The sequence below is a fragment of the Xenorhabdus cabanillasii genome (genome assembly GCF_003386665.1).
GTDB classification, from domain to species: domain Bacteria; phylum Pseudomonadota; class Gammaproteobacteria; order Enterobacterales; family Enterobacteriaceae; genus Xenorhabdus; species Xenorhabdus cabanillasii.
Genome location: NZ_QTUB01000001.1, coordinates 1676211 through 1691026, shown reverse-complemented (window position 1 = coordinate 1691026; position 14816 = coordinate 1676211). Strand labels below are relative to the sequence as shown.

Annotated in this window: 13 protein-coding genes and 1 riboswitch; of the genes, 6 read left to right on the top strand and 7 right to left on the bottom strand. The window is 45.4% G+C overall.

All coding sequences use genetic code 11. The features are described from left to right. Positions 1 to 54: 54 nt before the first annotated feature. Positions 55 to 726: an ADP-ribose diphosphatase gene (nudF, locus tag BDD26_RS08080; protein ID WP_038259830.1), complete on the bottom strand. Its 672-nt coding sequence runs from the start codon at positions 724 to 726 to the stop codon at positions 55 to 57. Positions 727 to 945: 219 nt separating this feature from the next. Between nudF and tolC the strand changes: the two genes are divergently transcribed. The 3 genes from tolC to BDD26_RS08065 all read left to right on the top strand — a co-directional run bounded on the left by tolC (position 946) and on the right by BDD26_RS08065 (position 4344). Then, positions 946 to 2307 (top strand): outer membrane channel protein TolC, encoded by a 1362-nt coding sequence (gene tolC, locus BDD26_RS08075; RefSeq protein WP_115826176.1) that lies wholly within the window; start codon positions 946 to 948, stop codon positions 2305 to 2307. A gap of 177 nt (positions 2308 to 2484) precedes the next feature. Beyond that, positions 2485 to 3159, top strand: coding sequence for a DUF1190 family protein (locus BDD26_RS08070; protein ID WP_176551287.1), 675 nt, complete (start codon positions 2485 to 2487; stop codon positions 3157 to 3159). Between the two features lie 24 nt (positions 3160 to 3183). Then, positions 3184 to 4344, top strand: coding sequence for a glutathionylspermidine synthase family protein (locus tag BDD26_RS08065; RefSeq protein WP_115826174.1), 1161 nt, complete (start codon positions 3184 to 3186; stop codon positions 4342 to 4344). Positions 4345 to 4348: 4 nt separating this feature from the next. Here the strand turns inward: BDD26_RS08065 and ygiD are convergent, their stop codons facing one another. Further along, positions 4349 to 5125, bottom strand: coding sequence for a 4,5-DOPA-extradiol-dioxygenase (gene ygiD / locus BDD26_RS08060; RefSeq protein ID WP_038259826.1), 777 nt, complete (start codon positions 5123 to 5125; stop codon positions 4349 to 4351). Positions 5126 to 5454: 329 nt separating this feature from the next. Next, entirely contained in the window at positions 5455 to 6108 is a 654-nt protein-coding gene (gene ribB / locus BDD26_RS08055; RefSeq protein WP_115826172.1) for a 3,4-dihydroxy-2-butanone-4-phosphate synthase, read from the bottom strand. 120 nt (positions 6109 to 6228) lie between these two features. Then, a riboswitch (FMN riboswitch) is annotated at positions 6229 to 6477 on the bottom strand. Between the two features lie 157 nt (positions 6478 to 6634). On the opposite strand from ribB, the gene ubiK reads away from it, so the two are divergent. Beyond that, positions 6635 to 6913, top strand: a complete 279-nt coding sequence (ubiK, locus tag BDD26_RS08050) for a ubiquinone biosynthesis accessory factor UbiK (RefSeq protein WP_038259823.1) — start codon at positions 6635 to 6637, stop codon at positions 6911 to 6913. A 115-nt stretch (positions 6914 to 7028) separates the two neighbouring features. On the opposite strand, the gene hldE is transcribed toward ubiK, so the two are convergent. The 3 genes from hldE to BDD26_RS08035 form a co-directional block, all read right to left on the bottom strand. Then, entirely contained in the window at positions 7029 to 8453 is a 1425-nt protein-coding gene (hldE, locus tag BDD26_RS08045; RefSeq protein ID WP_038259822.1) for a bifunctional D-glycero-beta-D-manno-heptose-7-phosphate kinase/D-glycero-beta-D-manno-heptose 1-phosphate adenylyltransferase HldE, read from the bottom strand. Between the two features lie 96 nt (positions 8454 to 8549). After that, the gene (gene glnE, locus BDD26_RS08040) at positions 8550 to 11417 is read right to left on the bottom strand and encodes a bifunctional [glutamate--ammonia ligase]-adenylyl-L-tyrosine phosphorylase/[glutamate--ammonia-ligase] adenylyltransferase (protein WP_115826170.1); all 2868 of its coding nucleotides are present in this window, start codon (positions 11415 to 11417) and stop codon (positions 8550 to 8552) included. A gap of 25 nt (positions 11418 to 11442) precedes the next feature. Beyond that, on the bottom strand, positions 11443 to 12378 hold the full coding sequence (locus tag BDD26_RS08035) for a CYTH domain-containing protein (RefSeq protein ID WP_115826168.1): 936 nt from the start codon (positions 12376 to 12378) through the stop codon (positions 11443 to 11445). Between the two features lie 289 nt (positions 12379 to 12667). On the opposite strand from BDD26_RS08035, the gene BDD26_RS08030 reads away from it, so the two are divergent. After that, positions 12668 to 13288: a TIGR04211 family SH3 domain-containing protein gene (locus BDD26_RS08030; RefSeq protein WP_038259820.1), complete on the top strand. Its 621-nt coding sequence runs from the start codon at positions 12668 to 12670 to the stop codon at positions 13286 to 13288. A gap of 15 nt (positions 13289 to 13303) precedes the next feature. Next, entirely contained in the window at positions 13304 to 14458 is a 1155-nt protein-coding gene (locus BDD26_RS08025) for a multifunctional CCA addition/repair protein (RefSeq protein WP_038259819.1), read from the top strand. Here BDD26_RS08025 and folB read toward each other — a convergent pair. Further along, positions 14455 to 14808 (bottom strand): bifunctional dihydroneopterin aldolase/7,8-dihydroneopterin epimerase, encoded by a 354-nt coding sequence (gene folB / locus BDD26_RS08020; RefSeq protein WP_115826166.1) that lies wholly within the window; start codon positions 14806 to 14808, stop codon positions 14455 to 14457. The two genes, BDD26_RS08025 and folB, sit on opposite strands and share 4 nt — an antisense overlap. Positions 14809 to 14816 lie beyond the last annotated feature (8 nt).

Below are 14816 nucleotides of genomic sequence, written 5' to 3'. Positions count from 1 at the left end.
ACATAAGATCTGCTGACTGGGGCACACTTCGCGTTTCCCAAGGCAAATTAGAGATTATATCTCCAACCACGTTTTTTTGAGTTTTTCATGGTGCAACGTCAGCCACTGTATTGCAATAACTGAAGCCGCATTATCAATAATTCCCTTTTCTACCCACTGGTAAGCCTGTTCACGACTGACAGTCAGCACCCGGATATCTTCGTTTTCACCTTCCAGACCATGAATACCAAAAGCAGTGGAAGAATCGACCTCCCCAACAAAAATATGCATACGCTCTGTTGTTCCTCCGGGGCTTGAAAGGTAACTCAAGGCCGGTTGACAACGTTTGACCTCAATGCCCGCTTCCTCCATCGCCTCACGGCGAACAACCTGTTCGGCATCTTCTCCTTCTTCGATCATGCCTGCAATCACTTCCAACAACCACGGCGTCTGACTAGTTTCAATTGCCGGAATACGGATTTGCTCAATCAAAACCACTTCATCGCGTATCGGATCATAAGGTAACAAAACGCCTGCATGACCTCGCTCAAACACTTCACGTTTAATGGTTTCGCTCCATCCTCCACAAAACAGACGGTGTCTGAATTGATATTCCGTCATTTTAAAAAAACCACGGTAGAGCGGTTTGTGGGAAATAACTTCAACATCTTGTTTCGTAAAAGTACGTGGTTTTGTAGAAACTAGCGATTTTGCAGAAACAAGCGGTGAGGCAAGATCTTCACGCATAAAGACTCCTGATTGTTATCTTTTAATTACCTATTATTAAAATGTATTTTGTCATATTGGTCTAAATAAATTCATTTTGAAGATACAAACAGACCGGAAAATAAGGCAATATGGCACAAACAGCCACCCTGTCCTGCAAGTATTCTCTGCTAGAATCTGTAATATTGTTTTTTATGCAGAGGCAACTTAGGCAAAATAGCTGCACAACAAGGAACGCAAATGAAAAAATTGCTATCTCTTTTTATCGCTATAAATCTGGTAGGTTTCAGTACCTCAAGCCATGCAGAAGATCTATTGCAAATTTACAAACAGGCAAAAGAAACTAACCCTGAATTGCTTAAGGCGCTGGCTGAACGCAATTCGATTTTTGAAGGAATTAATACAGCCCGTAGTCCTTTGTTACCTCAATTAGAGCTAGAGGCGGGAGTTAACTATGGCAAAAGTTTTCGCAATAGCAAACAAGAAAACTATGGTACTGATGCGAAGTTAACTCTGAGCCAGACGATTTTCGATATGTCCATATGGAACAAGCTGAGTCAGGCTGAAAAGAGTGCGGGGATTGCTGATATTACTTACCAAAAAACCCAGCAACAATTAATTCTGGATACTGCCAGAGCCTATTTTGATGTTCTGAGTAAGATTGATTCTCTGACCTATACCGACGCCCAGAAAGATTCACTGTATCGACAATTAGATCAAACAACCCAACGCTTCAATGTAGGACTGGCCGCCATTACTGACGTGCAAAACTCCCGTGCCCAATATGACAGCATTCTGGCACAGGAAGTTTCTGATCGTAACGACCTGGACAACTCTCTGGAACAACTACGTCTGATTACCGGAGTTTATTATCCACAGCTGGCTTCATTAAATATTGAACGCTTCAAAACAAATAAGCCAGAATCTGCCGAAGTTATACTAAAAGAAGCTGAAGCCCGCAATCTGAGCTTGTTATCCGCACGTTTGACGCAAGATTTGAAACGCGAGCAAATTAAAGATGCACAGACTGGCTATATGCCAACCATCAGATTATCGGCAAGTACAGGGATCGATAATCAACATTTCCGTAACGGTCAATACAGTAATGAATATCGTGGCAATAACTCTGTCGGTGTGTCATTAAACCTGCCACTTTATAGCGGCGGTGCAACCAGTTCTCAAGTTGAACGGGCCAAATATGATTTTGTCGCCAGCAGCCAAGAGCTGGAAAATACTTACCGCAAGGTCATTCAGGATGTACGGTCTTCCACCAATAATATTGCGGCCTCTATCAGTAGTATTGAAGCTAACAAACAAGCGATGCTCTCTGCCGAAAGCTCATTACAGTCCACAGAGGCCGGTTATCATGTAGGAACCCGTACCATCATTGATGTACTGAATTCCACCTCTAAGCTATACGAGATGAAGCGGAGTCTCTCTAAAGCGCGTTATGGTTATCTGCTCAATCTGTTAGTCAACCAGCAGGCCCGCGGTACTTTAAATGAAGAAGATCTGGCGGCACTGAACAACTTGTTAGGCTCACAAGTTCCAACTTCCGCCAGCAGCATTATTAAAGAGATGAAAACGCCATCAATTCGATGAATTAATGCGCTATCGTTTTCAATTAAAAAACGTTATATTAAAAACGCTATACTAAAAAAGCAGCCCGCCGTTGTGTGGGCTATTTTTTAATAAGATCCCCAGGAGCCGTCCCATTGTGCATCATTGTTGGGATTCGCTCTTAATCTGATACCTTTAAGATGGATGCCCCCTATGACAATGAAACGGACAAAAGAGATTAACCGTGATAATTTCCGTAAAGCATGGCGAAATTATCGTCTTGCACCTGTGGCACTCGCTGTCAGTGCGGTTTTCATGCTTTCTGCCTGTGAACAGAACGATGAAACGGTATCGCTTTATACCAATGCCGATGAGTGTTCCCAGGCAAATCCTTCTCAAAGTGAACAATGCACTACCGCTTATAACAGCGCTCTGAAAGAAGCGGAAAAAACTGCACCGAAATATGCCACCCGTGAAGACTGTGTTGCTGAGTTTGGTGAACAACAATGTACTCAGGCCCCTGCACAGGCAGGCGTTGGTAATCAGGCTCAGGCACAAAGCAGCAGCGGTAGCTTCTGGATGCCGTTGATGGCAGGTTACATGATGGGTCGCTTGATGGGCGGTAACTCAGCGCCTTCACAACCACTCTTCTCATCAAAATCTGCCAGCAGCCCGGCTAATGGCAAGTTTGTTGATGCAACAGGTAAGAGTTATGGCCCGGCTACGGCTGGTGGTCGTACCATGTCTGTCCCTAAAACTGCAATGGCACCAAAACCAGCGACCACAACGACCATTACGCGTGGTGGGTTCGGTGATACAGTGGCAAAACAATCCAGTATGCAGCGTTCATCTGCTGGCTCAAGCTCCAGCTCTTCACGTTCAATGGGCGGTTAAGTCAAAGTGAGTGATTAAATAAAGATGAAACGCATTAATATTACTGAGCGCCCGGACTGGCGCGAAAAAGCAACAGAATATGGTTTCAATTTCCACACCATGTATGGCCAGCCCTACTGGAGTGAAGAGGCTTATTATCAATTCAGTCTGAGCCAGATTGAAGAAATTGAAAGCGTCACCGAAGAACTGCATCAGATGTGTTTGCAGGTTGTGGAAAAAGTCGTCAACAGTGAAGAACTGCTGACAAAGTTCCAGATCCCTAAGCATTGTTGGGAATTTGTCCGTTCTTCATGGGTAACCAGCCAACCTTCACTCTATTCCCGTCTGGATTTAGTCTATGACGGCCAGAATCCACCAAAACTGCTGGAAAACAATGCAGATACCCCGACATCACTGTATGAATCTGCTTTCTTCCAATGGATCTGGCTGGAAGACCAGATGAATGCCGGCAATCTGCCCTCAAATGCAGATCAGTTCAATAGCTTGCAAGAAAAACTGATTGAGCGTCTTGAGCAGTTACGTGAAAAACACGGGTTTGGCCTGATGCATATGGCGTGTTGTCAGGATAGTGAAGAAGATCGTGGCACAATCCAATATCTACAGGATTGTGCTTCAGAAGCGGGTATTGCAACGGAATTCCTGTTTATTGAAGATATTGGTCTTGGTGAAAAGGGACAGTTTACGGACTTGCAGGATCAAGTAATCGGCAATCTATTTAAACTGTATCCGTGGGAATTTATGCTGCGTGAAATCTTCTCGACCAAGCTGGCTGATGCAGGAGTCCGTTGGCTGGAGCCTGCATGGAAGAGCGTTATTTCCAACAAAGCGTTACTGCCAATGCTGTGGAAAATGTTTCCGGATCACCCAAATCTGTTGCCTGCTTATTTTGCCGATGAACGTCCGGCAGAGATGAACAGCTATGTAATTAAGCCTTTCTTCTCCCGTGAAGGAGCCAATATTCGTATTATCGAAAATGGCCGGGAGGTTGCCAACGCCGATGGCCCATATGGTGAAGAAGGTATGATTGTTCAGCAGTTCCATTCCCTGCCGAAATTTGGCGATAGCCATGCGCTGGTAGGTAGCTGGTTAGTTAATGATCAAGCAGCGGGTATCTGTATTCGTGAAGATCGTGAATTAATCACACAAGATCTGTCCCGTTTCTACCCGCACATTATTTTGGATTAAGTATTTATCCAAGTTGGATTGTCAACATACTCAAAGAGCCGTCTTCAATACCTTCAATGGGAGTTGAGATCGGCTCTTTTTTATCCCATGTCCCCATCACATATAAGAGTGGCCAAAGGTGTTCTGGCGTCGGGTGAGATAGTTTGCCATCTTCCCTTTCCAAAGCCTGCAATAAAGGATGTGGCTCCTCAAAACTGGTCAAATTCTCGCGCACGAACTGCTCAAAAGACAGGGCCCACGAATAAGGTTCAGCGCCCACCTGCTCTGCTGGCAGGTTATGTACGACATTCCCGCTTCCTATGATCATTACGCCTTCATCACGTAACATAATCAATTTCTTACCTATCTCATAATAGAAAGAAGCGGATTGATTACGATCTATGCTCAGTTGGATGACAGGGATATTCGCGTCAGGATACATCTTAGCTAATATTCCCCAGGAGCCGTGATCTAATCCCCATTCTTCAAAATCAGTTTCGACCTCAATCGGTTCAAGAATATCCTGTACCAATACGGCCAGTTCAGGATAACCTTTCGCTGGGTACTGTTTTTCATGTAACTCTCTGGGGAAATTACCAAAATCGTGGATGGTTCTTGGCTGAGCCATTGCCGTCACAACAGTGCCGTTTGTATACCAATGCGCAGAAATCACCAGAATTGCCCTTGGTGTGGGTAACTTTTGTCCCAATTCAAACCAAGCACGTGAATAACAGTTGTCTTCAATAGCATTCATTGGACTACCATGACCAATGAATAACGCGGGTATTCTCAGGAGACTCATTTTCGTCCCTCATGCGGCAAGTCAAACATGATAGATTATGATAATGACACAAAAATTATGGCAAGATTATGAAGCTTCTTCCTTGAATGTGACCAATCAAAAAATAATGGAGCACTTCAAAAATACTGAAAGGCCACAGGGTGTGGGCTGCGGCCTTACAAGCGTACATGCGATATAACTGATATATTCTACCCCGTCCGGCCCTTTATGCCGAACTATTTTTACCCTTCATCCTTCAATTTGCAGTTTTATTAGCTGCGTACTGAGAACTATGGGATATTCCATGCTAGTGGAAGAAAATCTCAGTAGTAAGAAACAACTATGCTGAGTCAGCTAACCGCTTTTTCCAGCTTAATACGATAATCAACCAGATCGTCAATAGTGACCACTGGCATATCGTGCTGTTTTGCAAACTCGATAACCTCAGGCGCTCTGGCCATTGAGCCATCATCGTTTGTCAATTCACACAGCACCCCTGCGGGTTTGAAACCCGCGAGTTTCACCAAATCAATCGTCGCTTCGGTATGACCACGACGGGTTAATACCCCCCCATTATGTGCCCGCAGAGGGAAAACATGCCCAGGGCGATTCAGATCATTCGGTTGTGCATCATCTGCTATGGCTGCACGAATGGTAGTAATACGATCTGCGGCGGAAACTCCGGTTGTCACTCCCTGTGCAGCTTCAATAGTGACAGTGAAAGCTGTCTGATATTGGCTGGAGTTGTTTTCGACCATCATAGGTAACTGCAATTGCTGACGGCGTTTTTCCGTCATACAAAGGCACACAATCCCGCTGCCATAGCGGATAGTTAATGCCATTTGTTCCACAGTCATAGTTTCGGCAACGAAAATCATATCACCTTCATTTTCACGATTTTCATCGTCCAGTACCATTACACCATGGCCTGCACGCAAAGCCGCTATCGCACGTTCAACACGTTCAAACGGAGTACCATAGGAAGAAAGTAGCGTCTGATTCATGGTAAAGAAACCTCTTTTAAAATGTATGGATTACCAGAATCAGGGCGATTTTGAGGAGTTGATATTGCGTAAAAATACAGCAATAAAAACAACAGACGAGCGCAAGCGCCCGGTTGATGCTGTTATTCTCTCCCATCCGGACTATCACCGTCGGCTCCAGAATCACACTGGATCTGCTGACCTCTGTTTTATCCTCAGTTGTTACGATAACCAGTTACGACAATTAGTTTCTGACAACCAATTTTTGATAACACGTTTTTAGCAACAAAAGGATAACGGCAAACAGAGCGCTCGCGGGCTTCATGAAACAACCAAAAGTCATTTCACTTTACCGCCGGTAGGGACTTTCACCCTGCCCTGAGATAAACAATTTGACTATAACGTTTATAATTCATCAGGGCAATCGACAAAAGCAAATATAAAACTGCTCTCTCAATCATTTGTGCTTTCGCCGTCAGGCATTAAAATAGCCACAACACTGTTTTATTATTCATTTAACAGCTCTGTCATTAAAAGGATTATCATCATGCTCGATCCCAAAAAAATTGAACAAATTGCCCGCCAGATCCACAGTGCTATGCCGAAAGGCGTAAAAGAGTTCGGTGATGATGTAGAGAAAAAATTGCGTACTATATTGCAATCCCAACTGAGTAAACTGGATCTCGTCAATCGTGAAGAGTTTGATATCCAGACTCAGGTATTACTGCGTACCCGTGAAAAATTGGTTAGTATGGAACAGCGCCTGAGTGAGCTGGAAGCCCGTCTCGAAAGCCAACAACCAGGTGCTGAAAAGAAAACTGAATAGCAGGTATTAAGGAGAACTGCTGCAAGACACAATTTTCCCGCTCATTCAGACAATGCCGTTTATGTCACAAGTTAAATCATGAAAGGAACATAACGGCATTATGATGCAGGTAATCTTACTGATTTTTAATCATTTTGATGATATTGGTCGTTGAGATCCCATCTTCAAAATTTAATACCTTCACTTCTCCACCAGCAGCCCAGACTTCCTTGCTACCGGCAATCTCTTCTGGCTTATAATCCCCACCTTTGACCAGGATATCAGGCAGAATTCCCGCAATTAAGCGCTGTGGTGTATCTTCTTCAAATGCTACTACCCAATCCACCGATTCCAGCGCAGACAATACAAGCATCCGTTGTTCCAGTGGATTCACTGGCCGTGTTTCCCCTTTCAGGCGTTTGGTCGAAGCATCACTGTTCACCGCCACGATCAGACGATCGCCTAGTTTACGGGCATTGGACAAATAAGATACATGACCAGCATGGAGAATATCAAAACAACCATTCGTCATCACGATACGTTCACCGCGCTGACGCGCCTGTTCGACGACCTCTTTCAGACGTGATTCATTCATCACACCAAAACCTGTTTCTGCACGACCACGCACCGCGTTTTCCAGCTCCACCTGAGAAACGGTAGATGTTCCCAATTTCCCGACCACGACTCCTGCGGCTGCGTTAGCAAGATAACAGGCCTCCGCCAATGGTTTTCCTGCTGCGATTGCCGTTGCCAAAACACCAATCACCGTGTCACCAGCCCCCGTTACATCAAAAACTTCTTGTGCCTGAGTTGGCAAATGCAGAGGTGGTTGTCCCACACACAGCAGGCTCATGCCTCGTTCAGAACGGGTGATCAACAGGGCTTTCAGTTCCAGATCCTGCACCAGTTGCATGCCTTTCTGCACCAGCTCGTCATCATCTTTGCAATGACCAACCACGGCTTCAAATTCTGACATATTCGGCGTCAGCAATGTTGCACCCCGGTAACGTTCAAAATCGTTGCCTTTTGGGTCGATTAAAACAGGGACACCCGCTTCATTCGCCAATTTGATCATTGCCTGAACCTGATTCAACGCTCCCTTGGCATAATCTGAAAGCACCAGCGCTCCGATATGTGGCAAGGATTGCTGGATTTTTTCCAATATCGGCTGTGCGTCTACGTTCTGGAACCCTTCTTCAAAATCCAGACGTATCAGTTGCTGATTACGGGATAAAATACGTAGCTTCGTGATGGTTGGATGCGTTGCCACAGCAACAAAATCACACTGAACTTTCACGCTGCTGAGTTTTTTGCTCAATGCCCGCGCAGCATCATCAATACCCGTCAATCCCACCAAATGTGAATGGGCACCCAGTGACGCGATATTCATGGCGACGTTAGCCGCCCCTCCCGGACGCTCTTCAATAGTATCGACCTTAACGACAGGAACCGGAGCTTCCGGTGAAATGCGGCTGGTTGGGCCGTACCAATAACGATCTAACATGACATCGCCAACAACCAAAACAGTTGCGCGGTGAAAATCAGGGAGTGCTACGTTCATCCCATGCTCCAAATATCAAAATAAATTGTTGCGGATATTACCATAACCCACCTAAATACCAGCAAGAACCTCAGAAAAAGCCTATTTCTCTCTGGCTTATTCTGCCCGGTTAGCACCAAGCCACTTCTGCCAGCTATTGTGCACCCGTGTTTTCTGCTGGCTGAAACGTTCAACAGAGACACGACTGGATAACGCCTGCAAAGTAAGATGATGCAGTTCATTGCGCAGGCTGATATAAGCCTGTATTAATGCCATTGCTTCCTGTTCATCCATAATATTGTGTTCTGCCATGAGTTCGAAAATGCGAACATTATCAGACCAACGGGTCAATTTGGCATTTTCCTGTGCATACCGCAGTACCTGATATTGAGCAATAAATTCAATATCGGTGATACCACCGGGATCAGCTTTGATATCAAACTGACCATGTTGATGACTTCCCAAATGCCGGTACATTTTTTCCCGCATCTCACGTACCTGCTGACGCAGCAGATCAGGATCCCGTGGCATACATAACGTTTCCCGACGAATGCGTTCAAAATCCGCCCGCATTTTTTCATCGCCGAATACCATACGGGCCCGAATCAATGCCTGATGCTCCCACGTCCACGCTTCGTTTTTCTGATAATCATCGAAAGCTTCAAGGGTACTGACCAACATCCCTGATTCACCGGACGGACGCAAACGGGCATCAACTTCATACAACACGCCCGAAGCCGTTCGGGTACTGAACAAGTGAATAATGCGCTGAGCAAGACGCAAATAGAATTGACGAGCATCAATAGAACGGGCGCCATCAGTCATTACGCCCATCGGACAATCCAGTAAAAATACCAGATCCAAATCAGAACCATAACCCAGTTCCCAACCGCCTAATTTACCATAACCAATAATGGCAAAACCAAGCCCCTGACGCTGAGATAAATGTGTCGGTACACCATAACGTTTTACCATCTGATGCCAGGCCTGTTGAACTACCGCGCCGATAATCGCTTCCGCCAGATAAGTCAGATGATCACTGACTTTCATAATCGGCAGAGCGCCTGCTATGTCTTCTGCGGCTATCCGCAATAATTGTGCCTGTTTGAATTGTCTCAACGCCTCCAGCAATTGTTCCTCATCATCTTCGGGGATGCGCAATAAATATTGATACAATTCATCCCGATAAGCCTCCAGAGGCAAAGGCTCGTACAATGATGCAGGATCGAGTAATTCATCTAATAATAAAGGATGGCGGCTAAGCTGGCTGGCAATCATCGGAGAAGCGGCACACAGACGAATAACGTGGGTCATCACCTGTTCTGATTCCAGCATCAGCTCCAGATAAGTTGTTCGGCTGACAATACTGAGCAGCAATGGAATAATCCGCTCCAGCACAATATTTGTATCTTCCCTTGCACCCGTTTTCTTTGCAGCAATCTTTGCCAAAAGGCGCGGCATCAAATGATCCAGTACGTCACGCCCCCGTGGGCCAATGGTGCGCTTACTGATATCGTGGCGTAACAATGCAACCATATCGAGCATCTTCTGCGCTTCAGATCCATTCAGGTGAGGAACAAGCGCCATCAGCTCATCCCTGTTCAGGCCTTCCTGCCATAAACTCTTAAATGGTGCATGTGCAGCTTCCTCATTATTTTCTTCCGTTTCATCTCCTATCAGGTGCTGAAAGATGTCCCGGACGGCAGACATTTTTTTCGCTGCTTCCACGGCTAACTCATGCCAGTCAGCAAATCCCATACCCCAGGATAAACGGGCACGATCCAGCTCATTTTCCGGTAAAGTTTGTGTCTGTTGATCACGAATAGATTGCAGCAGATTCTCCAACCGACGCAAAAACAGGTAACTTTCTTCCAGTTGTCTGACCTGCTCTGGGGTCAATAACGCCAATGTTTCGATGGACTTAAGTGTCAGTAATAATGAGCGGGATTGCAGACCTGGCTCTCGTCCTCCACGGATCAACTGAAATACCTGTGTGATAAATTCAATTTCCCGGATCCCTCCCGCCCCCAGTTTAACATTGTCTTTTAAACCCCGCCGGCGCACTTCCCGTTCAATCATGCCTTTCATATTGCGTAAAGATTGGATCACGCTGAAATCAATGTAACGACGAAATATAAATGGCCTCAACATCTGGCGTAGCTCATAACAATATGCCTGATCATCCGGCCCCAAAATCCGGGCCTTTATCAAGGCATAACGCTCCCAGTCCCGGCCCTGTTCCTGATAATAATCCTCCAGCGCCGGAAAGCTGAACACCAACGGCCCACTGTCACCAAACGGACGTAATCGCATATCAACACGATAAACAAAACCATCCACCGTCTGTTGATCCAATACCTTGATAAGTTTCTGTCCCAATCGGGTAAAAAACTGGGAGTTATCCATCTCGCGGCGACCACCTTGTGTCACACCATTTTCTGGATATGCAAAAATCAGATCGATATCAGAGGAAAAATTAAGTTCTCCTCCTCCCAGTTTCCCCATGCCAAGGATCAACAACGGCTGCGCTATACCCGCTTGATCAGTCGGTGTTCCCCAATCCTGACAACAATGCCGATACAACCAATCGCGGGCAGCAATAATCAGACTTTCAGCTAATACACTCAATTGTTGCAATGTCTGCTCTGTCGTGCTTATTTGCAGCGCCTGCAACCATGCGATTCTCACCAGCATCTTGTGACGGAAAAGACGCAGAACTCGCATCAGTGAATTTTCATCACCAACCACTGACAAAGCCTGATTCAACCAATCTGCGTAGTGTTGCCACTCATCAGGCTGAGGGGGATTCTGACGAATTTCAACCAACCATGCAGGATGTGACAGTATGTTTTCTGCAACAAAATCACTCAGTGCCAATACTGCCTGTTCATGAGGTGCAAAAACTTCTGTCGTTTCTGTCGCTTGCTGGAAATTCGCAATAACATGTTGTAATTGGTGAGTTAAAATTGATGAAAGTGGCAACATAAGTAAGGTTTCCCTTTTTTAATTGTTATTGAGCCATCAACCACTGAGTCAACGCCAGTTTGCATTGCAGCCATTTTGCGCTGTAACACAATACTTCTGCATCACCTGTAGAAAGCGCCTCTTTTAATTCAGGTAATAAACTGAGTGCCGGGGCCGTTTTTCCCTGCTTTTCAGTCAGAAGTTTTACCCATTCCAGAGTCTGTTCCAGCCCTGTTTTGCCTGCGGCTATTCCTGCCAACCACTCTTCCTCCTGCGCCTGCCACTGATCCAGCATTCCGGCAAGAAGAACAGATAACGGTTGCTGCCATTCGAGTGCTACAGGTGCCTTTCCTTCCACCAGCTTGGCAGGAGATCTGTTACTGGCAAGAGCATATCCTCGTGCAGCTTTACTCTTGTTCGCCAGTCGCAATCCCCCCTGTATTGCCAGTTCATCTGCCAATGACAACACATCTGACACATTGCCTGTTTTCAGCTCCAGTTCAAACTCACAAATTGGTGAGGTTCTCTCTCCGGCCCGGATTTCTCCTTGATCCAATACAACTTCAATTTCACTCTGACCATAATTCACAATCCATTTTTCACGGCAAAAATCTGTACTGAACAGTTCAGTCAATTGAGCCTGCAATCGGGTAAGATCAGTATTCTCAGGCCAGATCTCAGCAGGAAAGCTGGCTAAATCCAGTTCTGGCTGCTGAAGAGGAACATTAAATTCCGGCCGCTGATGGAGACCTCCGATGACCCGCCCCGCTGTTTTGATAGTCATTTCATACTGTTCATCGAAACCACGGATACGCAATCCCATATCCCAGCGGCGCAATTGATTATTCGGTGTTTCAAAGTAAATATTAGTTAAATGTTGTGGTGAAGTGTAATGATTAGTAAGCTGAAACAGCTGGTTACGAATTGCCAATATCGTTTCGGGTTTTACAGACAGTTTCAACTCTACTTCTACAGAACGCATATTTTTTCTCTCTCAATTAACACAGGGCGGATCACGTTTAACCCTAACCACAACTTTTTTCAGGAACAGGAAAAATAAACCACAACTGTGTGTTATCTCAACAATGATTGTGTTACATCGCCAGGTAATCGTATTACTCCGCCAAAAAAACGCTAACAATGCCTGTATTCGGTCAGTTAAATGAAGATTCATTCTGGTTTACTGATTGCACCCGCAAACTTTACTCTTTACTATCAGTTTGCAACCCTATCAGTTTGTAACCCATACACCAAAAACAGTAGAAGACAGAATGCAAAAACTACATCGATTACTTATTTTATTACTCGGTCTTACACTTCCATTATCCGTGTATGCTGAGGAAAAACGTTATGTCTCTGATGAATTATCAGCTTACATTCGCAGCGGCCCCAGTAATCAACATCGCATTATGGGTTCATTGAATGCCGGCGCTGAGGTTGTTCTGGTAAATCCAAAATCAGAGAATGGTTATTCACAAGTAAGGGATAGTAAAGGGCGTACAAGCTGGATCTTAACCAGTGAGCTCAGCGTTATTCCCAGCCTGCGTGAACGCATTCCCGCCATGGAGCAGAAGATCAAAACGCTGACCGAACAATTAGCTAATATTGATAATAGCTGGAATCAACGTACCGCAGAGATGCAGAACAAAGTGGCGGCCAGCGATAAAATCATCAATGATTTAAAAGCAGAAAATGCGAAGCTCCAGAGCAAACTGACTGTAGCGGAGAAAAAAGTCGAAATTGCCAACTTACAACTGGATGATAAGCAAAGAGCGATTATCTTGCAGTGGTTCATGTATGGTGGTGCAGTTGCAGGTATTGGCTTATTGTTAGGTCTTGTACTGCCACATATCGTTCCACGTCGTAAACGCAAAGATCGTTGGATGAGCTGATTTAAGGGAGTAAGAGTGAAAGTTTATTTGGTTGGCGGTGCCGTTCGTGATCAACTTCTGGATCTGCCGATTACAGAAAGAGACTGGGTTGTCGTTGGCGGCAGCCCGGAAGAACTGTTATCTCAGGGATACCAGCAGGTTGGAAAAGATTTTCCGGTTTTTCTGCATCCCAATACTCATGAAGAGTATGCGCTGGCACGGACAGAGAGAAAATCCGGTCAGGGGTATACCGGCTTTACCTGTTACTCGGCCCCCGATGTTACTTTGGAAGAAGATCTGTTACGTCGGGATCTGACCATCAATGCCATTGCACAAACTCCTGAAGGTGAATTGATCGACCCTTATCACGGTACAGAAGATCTTAAGTACCGTATCCTGCGTCATGTTTCGGAAGCATTTTCAGAAGACCCTCTGCGTGTATTGCGTCTGGCACGTTTTGCTGCCCGGTTTGCTCATTTAGGCTTTTCCATTGCTAAAGAAACGCAAACACTGATCTCTGAAATGACAGCGAATGGTGAGTTATCGTCGTTAACACCAGAACGGGTTTGGCGGGAGACTGAAAAAGCGCTCGCCTCACAATCTCCACATGTTTACTTCCAGGTCTTACGTAACTGTGGTGCTCTGGCGATCCTTTTCCCTGAAATCGATAATCTGTTTGGTGTGACTTCTATGGAAACGGATATGGGGATGCATTCTCTGAATATCCTGCAAATATCCACTCAACTGAGTACCGATATCGATATCCGCTTCGCCTCACTTTGTACTCACACTGGAAACAAGCAGATTAAGCAGATGTGCGAACGGTTGCGCATACCCAATTCAATACGTGACCTTGCCGGCATCGTGGCACAATACTATGACTGGGTACACACTGCTGAACAGTTACCGGCAGAAAAATTGCTGATACTGTTCAATACCATCGACGTATGGCGAAAACCCCAACGTATCGAGCAATTAGCTGTCTGTAGCAAAGCCGATGCCTTTGCCCGTACAGGGCTAAAAGCGTCTGTTTATCCACCCGAAAAATATTTGCGGGAAGCCTTTGCTATTGCCAGTCAGGTTAATGTTCAGCAAATCATTTCCCGTGGTTTTCAGGGGGCTGAAATCCGTACAGAGTTAGAACGACAGCGCCAGCTCGCCATTACTTACTGGCAACAAAATCAGCATTAATTCGCTCTGCGTTCAATCAAGACACCCACACTTTTTGCTTGTGCTACTGCGCCTGGTTTACTGACTTTAATTTTGACCCACGGCGTATTAAACTGATTCAGCAAAATATCAGCGACTTCTTCTGCCACACGTTCAACTAAAGCAAACCGCTGATTTTCCACATGCCGGATCACTGTTTCACTGACTTTGGCATAATCCAGACAGTGCTCAACATCATCACTGGAAGCTGCGCGTTTATTGTCCCAGCCCATTTCGATATCAAACACCAGCTTTTGCTTAATTGTTTGTTCCCAATCATATACGCCAATGGTAGTAATGATGCTTAATTGTTCAATAAATACGATATCCATCACGCCGT